At 66.0% G+C, this 12,397-nt stretch carries 10 protein-coding genes; 4 read left to right on the forward strand and 6 right to left on the reverse strand.

All coding sequences use genetic code 11. From position 1 onward, the window contains the following. Positions 1-3: 3 nt before the first annotated feature. Entirely contained in the window at positions 4-1,119 is a 1,116-nt protein-coding gene (locus tag G154_RS22885) for an acyl-CoA dehydrogenase family protein (protein ID WP_019514522.1), read from the reverse strand. Beyond that, a complete protein-coding gene (locus G154_RS22890; protein WP_019514523.1) occupies positions 1,120-2,352 on the reverse strand; it encodes an acyl-CoA dehydrogenase family protein in 1,233 nt (410 codons plus the stop codon). A 312-nt stretch (positions 2,353-2,664) separates the two neighbouring features. On the opposite strand from G154_RS22890, the gene G154_RS22895 reads away from it, so the two are divergent. After that, a complete protein-coding gene (locus G154_RS22895) occupies positions 2,665-3,501 on the forward strand; it encodes an FAD-binding protein (RefSeq protein WP_019514524.1) in 837 nt (278 codons plus the stop codon). A gap of 15 nt (positions 3,502-3,516) precedes the next feature. Here G154_RS22895 and G154_RS22900 read toward each other — a convergent pair whose 3' ends face one another. The 3 genes from G154_RS22900 to G154_RS22910 are packed head-to-tail and all read right to left on the reverse strand — an operon-like array spanning position 3,517 to position 8,258. Continuing rightward, positions 3,517-5,358 carry a bifunctional diguanylate cyclase/phosphodiesterase gene (locus G154_RS22900; protein WP_019514525.1) on the reverse strand — a complete coding sequence of 614 codons (1,842 nt, stop codon included), beginning with the start codon at positions 5,356-5,358 and terminating at the stop codon, positions 3,517-3,519. After that, positions 5,359-7,503: an Rv1355c family protein gene (locus tag G154_RS22905; RefSeq protein ID WP_019514526.1), complete on the reverse strand. Its 2,145-nt coding sequence runs from the start codon at positions 7,501-7,503 to the stop codon at positions 5,359-5,361. Continuing rightward, entirely contained in the window at positions 7,500-8,258 is a 759-nt protein-coding gene (locus G154_RS22910; RefSeq protein WP_019514527.1) for a hypothetical protein, read from the reverse strand. The genes G154_RS22905 and G154_RS22910 overlap by 4 nt, the downstream gene beginning before the upstream one ends. Positions 8,259-8,668: 410 nt before the next feature. On the opposite strand from G154_RS22910, the gene G154_RS22915 reads away from it, so the two are divergent. Continuing rightward, entirely contained in the window at positions 8,669-9,121 is a 453-nt protein-coding gene (locus G154_RS22915; protein ID WP_019514528.1) for a MaoC family dehydratase, read from the forward strand. An 8-nt stretch (positions 9,122-9,129) separates the two neighbouring features. Here G154_RS22915 and G154_RS22920 read toward each other — a convergent pair whose 3' ends face one another. Further along, entirely contained in the window at positions 9,130-10,329 is a 1,200-nt protein-coding gene (locus G154_RS22920) for an acyl-CoA dehydrogenase family protein (protein ID WP_019514529.1), read from the reverse strand. 92 nt (positions 10,330-10,421) lie between these two features. Between G154_RS22920 and fabG the strand changes: the two genes are divergently transcribed. Both fabG and G154_RS22930 read left to right on the forward strand, forming a co-directional pair. Continuing rightward, on the forward strand, positions 10,422-11,162 hold the full coding sequence (gene fabG, locus G154_RS22925) for a 3-oxoacyl-ACP reductase FabG (RefSeq protein ID WP_019514530.1): 741 nt from the start codon (positions 10,422-10,424) through the stop codon (positions 11,160-11,162). Then, positions 11,162-12,373 (forward strand): acetyl-CoA C-acetyltransferase, encoded by a 1,212-nt coding sequence (locus G154_RS22930; RefSeq protein ID WP_019514531.1) that lies wholly within the window; start codon positions 11,162-11,164, stop codon positions 12,371-12,373. Before fabG ends, G154_RS22930 begins: the two co-directional genes overlap by 1 nt. Positions 12,374-12,397: the final 24 nt, after the last annotated feature.

Consider the following 12,397-nt stretch of genomic DNA (forward strand, 5'->3'; position numbering starts at 1 on the left):
TTCTCAGGGGCGAGTGAGCTCTGCGTATCGCATGGTGTGGCTGTCGGCGGAACCGAACTCGTACTGCATGGCCGTCAACCGCTTGAAGTAATGGCCGATAGCCAACTCCTCGGTCATCCCCATCCCACCGTGTAGTTGCACCGCGTTCTGGCCGACAAACCGGGCCGCCCGGCCGACGGTCGCCTTCGCCGCCGATACCGCTCTCGCCCGCTTTTCGGCGTCGGCGTCGAGGTTGAGTACGGCGAGGTACACCGCGGCCACCGACTGCTCCACCTCCATGTGCATGTCCACCATCCGGTGCTGCAGCACCTGGAAGCTGCCGATCGGCGTGCCGAACTGGTGACGTTGTTTGCAGTACTCGACGGTGTCGGCCAACACCTTTCGCATGCAACCCACGGTCTCCGCGGCCACCGCCGCGGCACCCTCGTCCCGCGCGCGTGCCAGCGAGTCCCAGGCCTGACCGTCGGTGCCGAGCATGATCGCCGGGACGCCGACGAGTTCGATATCAGCCGCTCGGCGGTCGTCGATGGTGCGATAACCGTGCATGCTCAGGCCGGCGGGTTGGCCGGCCAGGTCGACGAGGAACAGCGACAGCCCCGCTGACGTGGTGGCCGTCACCAGCAGATGTGTGGCCAGCGGAGCGTTGGGCACCGCGATCTTGGCGCCGTCGAGCACCCAGCCCGCATCGTCGGCGACGGCGGTGGTGGACGCGTCCTGCCAGCGATCCCCGGATGACGTTTCGGCGGTGGCCAGCGACACGATGGCCTCGCCGCCCGCGATCCGCTCCAGTAGTGCATCGGCGATATCGCCTCCGGCACGCTGGAGCAGGCCGCCGGCGACCACCACGGTGTCGACGTAGGGCTCGATGACCAGCGCCCGGCCCAGCTCTTCGGCGATCACCATCACCTCGACCGGCCCGCCGCTGATCCCGCCGACCCGCTCGGGCAGCGCCGCACCGAGGATGCCCAGTTCGTCGGCGAACGTCCGCCAGATGGCGGGCTGCCAACCCGGCCCGAGTTTTGCTGCCGCGCGGCTGGATTCGAGACTGTAACGCGATGAGAGAAACTTGTTCAGCCCGTCGCGTAGCAGGTCCTGTTCGTCGGTCAGGGTGAAGTCCATCTAGAGTCCCAACTCTGCTTTGGCGAGGATGTTTCGCTGAATCTCGTTGCTGCCCGCGTAGATCGAGCCGGCTCGGTCGTTGAAGTAACGAAGCGGTGCAACGGCCTGCCACGGTTCACCTGACACGTAGCCGTCGGCCGGAGGTTCGAAATCGGCGATCGGCCCGCCCGGGCACGTCGCGTGCGGTTGGTAGACCCGACCGCACGGTCCGGCCGCCTCCAATGCGAGTTCGGTCAGCGTCTGGCTCAGTTCGGTGGAGATCACCTTCAGCATCGAGGAGGCCGCACCGGGATTCCCTCCGCCGGCAAGTGCTGCCAGGACGCGGTATTCGAGAATCTCCAGCACCTCGGTGCGGATGCGCGCGTCGGCGAGTTTCCTGGCAAAGGCGGGGTCGTCGATGAGGACACCGCCGCCGGGGCCTGGTTGCCTCGCCGCGACCTGTGCGATGTCCTCGGCCATCACCTGGAGCGCCGGCGCCGTGGCGCCGCCGCCGCGCTCGAATTCGAGCAGGTACTTGGCCACGGTCCAGCCCTCGTCGATGTTGCCGAGGATGTTGGCCTTCGGAATGCGGACCGCGTCGAAGAACACCTGGCTCTGGACTTCTTCGCCGGAGGTCATGACCAGCGGGCGCACCTCGATACCAGGGGTGGTCATATCGACAAGGACGAAGGTGATGCCGTGCTGTTTCTTGCCCGTGCGAGAGGTCCTCACCAGCGCGAACATCCAGTTCGCCTCGGTGGCGTGGGTGGTCCAGATCTTGCTGCCGGTGCAGACCAGGTGATCGCCATCATCGGTGGCGGCCATGCTCAACGAGGCGAGGTCGGAACCGGACTCGGGCTCGGAGTAGCCCTGACAGAAAAAGACCTCGGCGGTGAGGATGCGCGGTAGGAAGAACTCTCTCTGTTCGGGTGTGCCGAATTTCACGATCGCGTGGGCGACCATCCGGATGCCCATCGGTGACAGCGACGGCGCGCCGGCGAGTTGGGATTCGCGGCTGAAGATGTAGTGCTGGGTCAGGCTCCAGTCACAGCCGCCATACTCCACCGGCCACGCCGGCGCCGCCCAGCCACGTTCGTGCAGGATGGCCTGCCACGCCAGGCTGGCCTCGTGATCGCTGTAGACGCTGGTCATCAGCCGGCCGGCCCGGGAGATCTCCGGTGTCATCTTCTCCGCCATGAACTGACGGACCTCATCGCGGAACGCGGTGTCCGCCTCTGACCAGCTCAGGTCCACGGGCTCTCCTAGTGTTCGGCTATCTAACCTAGCTATATAACTAGCAGCCCGACATGGTGTTGGGAAACCCCGGCCATGGTTGTTCTGCCGCCACGGCGACATAGGGTGGCTCGTGCGAATGATCTGTCTGCAGCCCCCGATGGCGACCGAGGCGACCGGCCGGCGACGGGGCCGATATGCCGAATGCTATCGTCAAGACGTTCCCGCGGTCCGCGCTGGCAAACTCCCCCGTACCCCCGCGCGGAACGCGGCACATCCGTTTCCGCGTCACATGGCGGGGTATATCGGCGACGTGAATGCGGTTGGAGAGGCATGACCGGCCGCGAATCGCACGGCAATGGTGCCGACTCCCACGACGAGTTCAGCTATGGCAATGGTGATAGCCATGATTGGGATTACGAGGCTGACGTCGTCGCCGTCGGTGCCGGACCGGCAGGTCTGGCATGCGCTATCGTCGCGGCCGCCGGCGACCTCGAGATCGTGGTGGCCCGGCCCGCCTCGGCGGTCCAGAGCGGCCATGCCGACGATGTCCACGGTTGGCTGCCTCGACTCGACGACCCGGCGACCGCCGATTACTTCGACGCGCTGAGCGCCGAACTGCCGACCGCCGATGCGCCCGACTTGGCGACGAGCGAGGTGTACCGCGTCGAACGCGCCGAGCCGAACCGTCGTCGCCCGATCGACACGTTCGTGGGTTCCCGGTTGTGGGATTGGGCGGCAACCTGTCTGGGGTCGCCCTTCGGCGTGCTGTTCACCAGAGTGGACTACTGGCCGACCGTGCCGATGCGCAGCACCGACGGAACGGCCGTCGATGTTGCCGTACTGGGTGAGGTGGCCACGCCGGGGCGAACTCTCGGTGATTTTCTCGACGAGATGGCCGACGACCGGGGGATCGAGATCTCCGAGGAGTGCACGTTGCAACGCCTGGTGTTCGGTGAGGATGGTTGGGTCGACGGTGTCGTTCTCGATACCCCGGAGGGCGCCTGGGCGGTGCGTGCCCGGATCGGCGTGGCGATCACGGGCACCCAGGCTGTGCCGGCCGAGCAGCGCCTCGACGCCGGCGACCGGATCGGTCTCGTCGGTAGGCGAGCGGGCCGTTTCGGCAGGCTGGAGGTGCTGCGCGAGGTCGAGCCACCGCCCGCGACATGAGCGGGTGGCGGCCCGTCAGGGTCGAAGTCCCGGGGTGAAATCCACCGGGACGTGGCCCCTGCGCAGCAGCGCCTCCATCTCCTCACCGGGGATGGGGCGAGAGAGCAGAAAGCCTTGAGCGCGATGGCAACCATGGCGTAACAGCGTCACGGCGGCGGCCTCGGTTTCCACACCCTCGGCGACCAGTTGCAGTCCGAACGCCTCGGCCAGCGCGACGATCGCGCGCACGATGGCCAGATCCCCCGGGCTGGATCCCAAGTCACGAACGAAGCTCTTGTCGATCTTCAATGCCTCCACCGGAAGGGATTTCAGCAGCGACAGCACGCTGTACCCGGTGCCGAAATCGTCGATGGCGACCTGCACGCCCACCTTGTGGAGACCGGCGAGGGTGATGCGTGTGGTGTCGATGTCCTGGACAACGACGCTCTCGGTGATTTCCAGGCAGACCGATCCGGGGTCGATGGCGTACTCGTCGAGTATTGCCGCGACCGACTCGACGAAACCGTCGGCCACCAGTTGCACCGGTGACACGTTGACCCGCAGGACGATATCGTGTCCGACGCCGGCAGCCTGCCAGCGGGCGAACTCCGCACAGGCGGTGCGCATGACCCACCGACCCAGTTCACCGGCCAGGTTGATGGATTCGGCAACCCCGATGAAGGCGTCGGGCGACAGCAGGCCACGGGTGGGATGCTGCCAGCGGACCAGGGCCTCGGTGGCGAGCACCTTGCCGGTGCGCATGTCGATCTCGGGTAGGAATCGCAGGAACAGGGCGCCGGTCTCGATGACGTTCTGCAGGTGCAATTCGATATCGTTGCGGAACTCGCTCTCCGCTGCGATCGCATCCGAGTACACCGTCACCTCATTGCCGCCGGCCTTCTTTGCGGTCAGCATCGCCTGATCTGCCCGGCGCATCAGGTCGGAGGTTGAGTGCCGGCCCGGAACGCCCACTGCGACACCGATACTCACCGACCGGGTCACCATCTCGCCGTCGATGGGCACCCGCTGGGACAGAACGTCCTGGATCTGGTGGGCCAGGGCTTCGGCCTTGTCGATGGTGGTGGGGGAGTCTGGCACCACCACGAACTCGTCACCTCCCAGGCGGGCGATCACGCCGATCCCCACGGCTTCGGTGAGACGATCGGCGATCACGCGGATGAAGGAATCGCCCGCGGTATGTCCGAGGTAGTCGTTGATCGCCTTGAGCCGGTCGATGTCGACGTAGAGGGCCGCGACGGGCCCCGGCTCGCCTTCGGTGAGCCGGGAATCCAACTGGGCCACCAGCGCGCGCCGGTTGTGCAGTCCGGTGAGGTCGTCATGCTCGGCCAGGAACCGCAGGCGGTCCTCGGCTTCCACCCGCGCCTGGACGTGGGCGAACAGGGTGGCGATCGCCACCAGGGCGTTGAGTTCCTCTGCGCTCCACTCCCGGACGCCGACCTTGACGAAGCCCAGTACCCCGGTGGTCACGTCGCCGGACAACAGCGGCACGCAGGCCATCGAGGTGGTCGGTATCTGCCGTCCCGCCTCGATGGTGTGCTGATAGTCGTCGGTGGCCTCGGGTCGGAACACCGTTGGTTCCTTGAGGTGCTCGGCCATCGCGAATACCGGGTCGGCGTCGGCGAAATAGATCAGTTCGAGCGGATCGGGATCGAGATCGGCCGGACGCGGCGGCCAGTCGGCGATCAAGCGGGTTGCATGGATCGCATGGTCGTTGTGGCGCAGGAAGCTGAAATCGACATTGAAGTAGGTGACCAGTTCGGCAAGTACCTGCTGGCTCACGCTCGCTGCGGTCGCGGCGTCGACGGCGCTGAGTCGCGTCGCGGCCGCCGTGACGACAAGTTCGAGGCTGCGGGGCACCTAGACCTCTCGATGTGGTGTCGCGGGGCGCGACGTTGTGTGGAGCAGTGGGCTCCGGCGACTCCGCAGGGACGGGCGCGGTGCACTGGTGATCTTCATGACCAATGCCTGCGCTTCCTCCGGCGGGGTTCCGGTGAGCCTGCGGAGAGTGTATTGCAGGCGCCCGAGTTGTTCGGGATATGCCGGGGCCAACTGTGCCAATTCGTGATCTGTATGGGCGTAGAGGAAGGCGGGCGACACCGGTTGCGTGGCCAAACCCGCTGTCTGGGCAGTGATCCACACCGCTTCGACCGCCGCCCCCGCCCTCGCGTAGTCGGCGAGGTCATGGCCGTCGGTGGTGATGACGGCCACGGCCGACGCTCCGCCCACCCGGTCACGTGTATTGTTGCCCAGCGCCGAACCCGCGTCCCACCGGGCCAATTCGTCCATCACGTCCGAGCGGCGCAAGACGTCGAGTACCGCCAGATCGGATGGCGCCAACTCCAGCGTGCGCACGTCGATGCCGTACTCGGGCGCCGGATCGCCGGGTGACCAGATCTCAGCAAACATTTCCGAATGGAGTCGACTGGTCAGATAGCGAATTCGATCGGCAGCAGCGAGAACCTCGGCACATTCCCGAATTTCGTCCCGCTCAGTGAGCAGCCGCAACCGACCACCGTGGGCGAGCGCCGCCGCGTGCAGCGCCTCCCGCAGGTCGGCGCTGAAGGCGACCGGTACCCCGAGATGGCGGTTCGTGCTGCGTTCGAGCATCGGCTCATACATCTCGGCGAGTGCGGGATCGGCTGTCCCCGCCAATTCGACCGAGATCTTCAGCGGTGTGTGCTCCCCGGTGCCGGTGAGCAGTCGCGTTCCGTGCCCATGGGCCGCCGCCGCGATTCGGGCGTTCAGCGCTGCGGCACCGAGTGCGACTGCGCTACCGCGGAATTCGACATCCATCTGGCTGGTGCGTCCCGGGTCGATGCGTAGATCGAGGCTGTCCTCGCGGACCGCGATCGACCATGGCTGGGAGTTGCCGCCCGAGGGTGCCCGATGCGCGGCGTAGGCCATGGCGTCCAGGACCGAACCGAATTCGGTTTGTTCGCGCTCGACTTCGACTCCGCCGTCGTGCGGGGACCGCGGTGTGCGGAGCGGATCGGTCACATTGTCAAGGGCGGCTGCGACATCCAATCGCGTCCGTCCGGATGCCAACGGTTCGCCGAGGCCGATGCGGCGAACGGACTCGGCGATGAGTGCTGCACCGAGAACCACCTCACCGGCCAATTGCGGCCAGGTCGACAGTGTTTCGCCGACTTCGCACAAGGAAGCCGCCATGCGCGGGGACAGCGACTTGGCGTCCAGCAGGCCGAGCACGTATGGCACCTTGTCGGTGCTGCTCAGCCCGGCCAGATCCGTGGTGTTCACCGTGCCCAGCATTCCGTGCAAGATCGGGCGATCGGGGTCGATGTCGAAGCGCTCGACGTCGACCAGCCCGCGGTCGCTGGTGGTCATCAACACCGGGATCCGCCTGTGCCTGGCCGCTTCGCGGACCAGCGCCTTGGTGTCCAGCGAGTCACATTCCTCGACGATGATGTCCAGTCCGTCGAGGAAGGCATCGATGGTGTCGGCGGTGACAGCCTCGGGGTGTACCTGTACCCGCACGTACGGATCCAGTTCGGCGATGCGGCGGCCCGCGATGATGGCCTTGTTGACCCCTTCGTCGAAGACTGTGGCGGGCACCCGATTGAGGTTCGCGGCTTCGAGCTCGTCGAAGTCCGCGAGGTGTAGCTCACCGCAGATCCCCTGTGCGGCAAGGGTATGGGCGATCACATGTCCGACGCTGAGACCGATCACGCCGATCCGCAGCGCTGCCAGGGTGTGCTGCTCGGAGTCGGTGATCAGGTTTCGGTTGCGATCCAGGCGCAATCGTCGGTAAGCGCGCGGACCCAACATGCCCACCACGGACCGTCGCCACGGGTAGTAGACCCATCGATGCGGTTCGGCGAGCATGTCGGCGTCGACGGGCGGTGTCAGGGAAGCCAGCGCGTTGTGTTGTCTGCCGATGTTGTCGACGAATTCGATATCGGCCCGGGCGCGCAACTGCCACAACAGTTTTGCGTCTTCGGGATGATCTTCGGCGAGAACGATGGCGGCGTGCGTGTCGGTCACAGGCCGGTCAACATCGCCGGGACTGCGTCGGTGCCCTCGAGCATCGGGGCGAGTGCCCGCGCCTCGGCGCGGATCGCGAGGATCTGGTCCGGGTCGGCGGTGCGGGTGAATTCCGCGTAGTCCCACCACATCATCTTCGTCTCATATCTCTCGTCGGGGTACGGCGTGGCCGGGATGCGGGTGGCAACGACACCGCCCGAGGATTCCCAGCGCGCCAGGACATGGGCCGCCGCGGTGGCCATGGCGAACTTAGCGCCAAGCACCAGCGTCGAGTGCAATGGCATGCGTGCCAGCGCCGGGGTGAGCAGGCGAGTGCGCTCGCGGTCGCCCCGCCGGTCGTCGGCCGTCCATGCGGTCTTGATCTCGACGACGCCGAACGGGATGCGGTCGGCGATCATCTTGCGGACCCTCGGCAAAGCGTCCTGGCCGGCCCACTCCACGAGGGCGTGCGATTCGTCGGCTTGACGGTAGGGCCCCTGGGCGCGCACGCCGCCGATCACCCGACCCGCATCGTCGATCGCGGTCAGGAACAGCGAGGTGGTGGCGGGATCGGCCACCGCGCTCGGCTCGATTGCCTGTTCGACCCCGTGTTTGCGATAACTGCGCAGGGCGCCGTCGAGGAAGTCGTCCCATAGTTCGGGTTCGGCCGCCGGCGTCGCGAGCACCAGGGTGCACTCGGTATCGCGATCCCACCACTGAACCGACGCATTGTCCGGGAGTGCGCTAACGCTGGCTTCGGCGATTGACACGCTCATAAACTTGACCCACCGATCGGTACAGGGAGGTTGCCACGCGGGCGTATGGTCCCTGGATAATTTCAAATAGTCGGGTTAAGTATCGCTATATCCTGCGCAAATGCCAGATTTAAATAAGTGTCACGGACTGACAGTAGTTGCCAGAATCGCCATTCACGGATCGCAGCAATTCACCGGCCGATAATTGAAATGGGTCTGACTCTGGCAAAATTATCGCCAGCGTCAGTTGCGGCAAATTCGATCATCATCCCGCCGAGTTTTCTACGACTCGGGTGAAAGTTGGGGCGTTCGGTCAATTCGCTGCTCTTGCACGTGAACGTCAGGTGTCGCAGGGGCCCACCCGGTGCCGACGCGGCGCGAACGGGAGGCTATGCATGACGGGGCAACCGTTGTCGACTGGAGGAGTGCGCATGAAGGTTTTCGAGAGTCTGGACGAGCTGGTGGGCGCGGCAGGCACCGAGCTCGGGCCGACCGACTGGCTGGAGATCGACCAGGCGCGCGTGAACCAATTTGCCGAAGCCACCGAGGACCGGCAGTGGATCCACGTCGAACCCGAACGTGCGGCGAGTGGACCGTTCGGTGGAACCATCGCCCACGGGCTGCTGACGCTGTCGTTGCTGCCCTACTTCTCGCACCACCTCTACGGTGTGAAGGGCATCTCGCTGGCGGTGAACTACGGCTACAACAAGGTGCGGTTCATCACCCCGGTCAAGGTCGGTGCGCGCATCCGGGCGCGCGCGGTCATCACCGATGTGGCCGAGCTGGCGGGTGCCGCTCAGTCGACGGTCACCATCACCGTGGAGATCGAGGGGTCCGAGAAGCCGGCCGCCGTCGCAGAGTCCATCATCCGCTACATCGCCTAGCGGACGGCTCAACTCGTCATCTGGCGCTGGGCATTCTTGACCAGCCCACCGCCGATGATGAGCCGCTGGATCTCGCTGGTGCCCTCGTAGAGGCGCAGTAACCGAACCTCGCGGTAGATGCGCTCCACGGGAACATCGCGCATGTAGCCGCTGCCGCCGTGGATCTGGACGGCGAGATCGGCGACCTTGCCTGCCATCTCGGTGCAGAAGAGCTTCGCCGACGACGGTGCGATACGGCGGTCTTCGCCGGTGACCCAGAGGCGAGCGGCCTCACGGACCATCGCCCGACCGGCCATCACCCCGGTCTGCTGATCGGCGAGCATCGCCTGTACCAGTTGGAAGCTGCCGATCGGCGTGCCGCCCTGGGTGGCGGTCGCGGCGTAGGAGACCGACTCGTCGAGTGCGCGCTGCGCACTGCCGACGGCCAGTGCGGCGATGTGTACCCGCCCCCGTGCCAGCGAGGTCATCGCCGCCCGGTAGCCGATGTCTTCGCTACCGCCGATGAGGGTGTCGTTGCCGACGCGCACCTCGTCGAAGTTCACATCGGCGGTCCAGGCGCCCTCCTGGCCCATCTTGGAGTCCTTGGCGCCGACGGTGACGCCCGCTGCGTCCGCGGGGACCAGGAAGACCGCGATACCGGGACCGTCGTCATCCGCGGGTCGGGTGCGGGCGAAGACGATGAACAGATCGGCGTCCGGAGCGTTGGTGATGTACTGCTTCTGGCCGGTGATCACCCATCCGTCACCATCGCGAACGGCCTTGGTGCGCAACCCGGCCGGGTTCGAACCGGCCCCTGGCTCGGTGAGCGCGAAGGACGCGACCACCGCGCCCGAGGCGATTCCCTCCAACCATCGGGTCTTCTGCTCGTCGGTGCCGAAGCCGACCAGGACCTGACCGGCGATGCCGTTGTTGGTGCCGAACATCGACCGCAACGCCAGGCTGGTGTAGCCGAACTCGAAAGCCAGCTCGACGTCCTGGACAAGGTTCAGTCCCAACCCGCCCCACTCCTGGGGAATCGCATACCCGAACAGGCCCATCTTCTTGGCTTGGTCCCGCAGGTCATCAGGCACGCGGTCGGTGGACATGATTTCGAGTTCCCTCGGCACCACCTGGGTGCGGATGAACTGCTTGGTGGCCGCGAGGATATCGGCAAAGTCGGCATCCGAGACGGTCTCTGGTGACGGTGATGTGGTGACGCTCTCGGCCATCTGGGGCCCTCCTGTACGTCCGGATGTGGTTTGATCCCACAAATATCATATTTTATGTTTTTGGAAGGCTCGTGCCTGAGGAGGGTGGTTTCATGGCTTTGTTGGATGGCCGGACCGCGGTGATCACCGGTGGTGCCCAGGGAATCGGATTCGCCATCGCCGAGCGGTTCGTGTCCGAAGGCGCCCGGGTGGTGCTCGGCGACCTGAACCCGGAAGCCACCGAGGCAGCGGTGCAGCGTCTGGGTGGTAGCTCGGTGGCCAAGGCGGTGCGGTGCGATGTCACCGACGCCGGCGAGGTCGGCGCACTCGTCGGCGCGGCCGTCGACACCTTCGGCAGCCTCGACGTCATGGTCAACAACGCAGGTATCACCCGCGACGCCACCATGCGCAAGATGACCGAGGAGCAGTTCGATCAGGTCATCTCGGTACATCTGAAGGGGTCGTGGAACGGCACCCGGTTGGCCGCGAACATCATGCGTGAGGCGAAAAGCGGTGCCATCGTGAACATCTCGTCGATCTCAGGCAAGGTCGGGCTGGTGGGGCAGACCAACTACTCGGCGGCAAAGGCCGGGATCGTCGGTTTGACCAAGGCGGCCGCCAAGGAAGTTGCCCATCTTGGTGTGCGGGTCAACGCCATCCAGCCCGGACTCATCCGGTCGGCGATGACCGAGGCCATGCCGCAGCGGATCTGGGATCAGAAGCTCGCCGAGATCCCGATGGGCCGTGCGGCCGAACCGAGTGAGGTCGCCTCGGTGGCACTGTTCCTGGCCTCGGATCTGTCGTCCTATATGACCGGCACGGTGCTCGAAGTGACCGGCGGGCGGCACATCTAGTGCGCGACACCGTCATCTGCGAGCCGGTACGCACACCGATCGGCCGCTACGGCGGGATGTTCGCGGCGCTGACCGCGGTAGATCTCGGTGTCGCCGCACTGCAGGGTCTGCTGGAACGCACGGGGATCGATCCCGACGATATCGACGATGTCGTGCTGGGGCACTGCTATCCGTCCAGCGAGGCCCCGGCGATCGGTCGCGTGGTGGCCCTCGATTCCGGTCTGCCCACCACCGTGCCGGGTATGCAGGTCGACCGTCGTTGCGGATCAGGGCTGCAGGCAGTCATCCAGGCGGCACTGCAAGTCGGCAGTGGCGGAAGCGATCTGGTGATCGCCGGCGGCGCCGAGTCGATGAGCAACGTGGCCTTCTATTCCACGGATATGCGCTGGGGCGGGTCCCGGGGCGGTATCGCCGTGCATGACGGCCTGGCTCGCGGCCGGACCACCGCGGGCGGCAGGTTTCATCCCGTGCCCGGCGGCATGCTCGAGACCGCCGAGAATCTGCGCCGCCGCTACGGCATCTCGCGGATCGAGCAGGACGAACTCGCGGTCCGCTCACACCAGAACGCCGTCGCCGCCCAAAAAAGCGGGGTGTTGGCCGACGAGATCATCCCGGTGACGGTTGCCGATCGCTCCGGCGAAAAAGTGATCTCCGTCGACGAACACCCGCGCGCCGATACCTCGCTGGAGAAGCTGAGCACGCTACGCCCCGTGCTCGGCAAGAATGATCCGGATGCCACCGTCACCGCGGGCAACTCCAGCGGACAGAACGACGCCGCGTCCATGTGCATCGTCACCACACCCGAACGCGCCGCCGACCTCGGACTCAAACCCCTTGTGCGAATGGTGTCCTGGGCTGTGGCAGGCGTCGGTCCGGACATCATGGGGATAGGGCCCGTGCCGGCGACGGCCCGCGCCCTTGCCGGCGCCGGCCTGTCGCTCGCACAGATGGACGTGATCGAACTCAACGAGGCATTCGCTGCGCAGGCCCTGGCCTGCACCCGCGAGTGGGAGTTCGGCCATGCCGACTTCGAGCGCATCAACGTGCGCGGGTCCGGGATCTCGCTGGGACATCCGGTGGGGGCTACCGGCGGCCGGATGCTGGCAACGCTGGCTCGCGAACTCGAGCGACGGGATGCCCGCTACGGGCTGGAGACCATGTGTATCGGTGGCGGTCAGGGCCTGGCCGCCGTATTCGAACGGACCGCCTGATGACCAGTGAGAAGCGAAGTGAGA

Origin of the sequence: Mycobacterium sp. VKM Ac-1816D (assembly GCF_000416385.1) — a bacterium.
Classification (GTDB): Bacteria; Actinomycetota; Actinomycetes; order Mycobacteriales; family Mycobacteriaceae; genus Mycobacterium; species Mycobacterium neoaurum_A.

Bases quoted from the DNA above. Each gene is read 5' to 3' on its own strand.
- G154_RS22885 (WP_019514522.1), bottom strand. From the start codon at position 1,119: ATGGACTTCACCCTGACCGACGAACAGGACCTGCTACGCGACGGGCTG.
- G154_RS22895 (WP_019514524.1), top strand. From the start codon at position 2,665: ATGACCGGCCGCGAATCGCACGGCAATGGTGCCGACTCCCACGACGAG.
- G154_RS22910 (WP_019514527.1), bottom strand. From the start codon at position 8,258: ATGAGCGTGTCAATCGCCGAAGCCAGCGTTAGCGCACTCCCGGACAAT.
- G154_RS22915 (WP_019514528.1), top strand. From the start codon at position 8,669: ATGAAGGTTTTCGAGAGTCTGGACGAGCTGGTGGGCGCGGCAGGCACC.
- G154_RS22920 (WP_019514529.1), bottom strand. From the start codon at position 10,329: ATGGCCGAGAGCGTCACCACATCACCGTCACCAGAGACCGTCTCGGAT.
- fabG (WP_019514530.1), top strand. From the start codon at position 10,422: ATGGCTTTGTTGGATGGCCGGACCGCGGTGATCACCGGTGGTGCCCAG.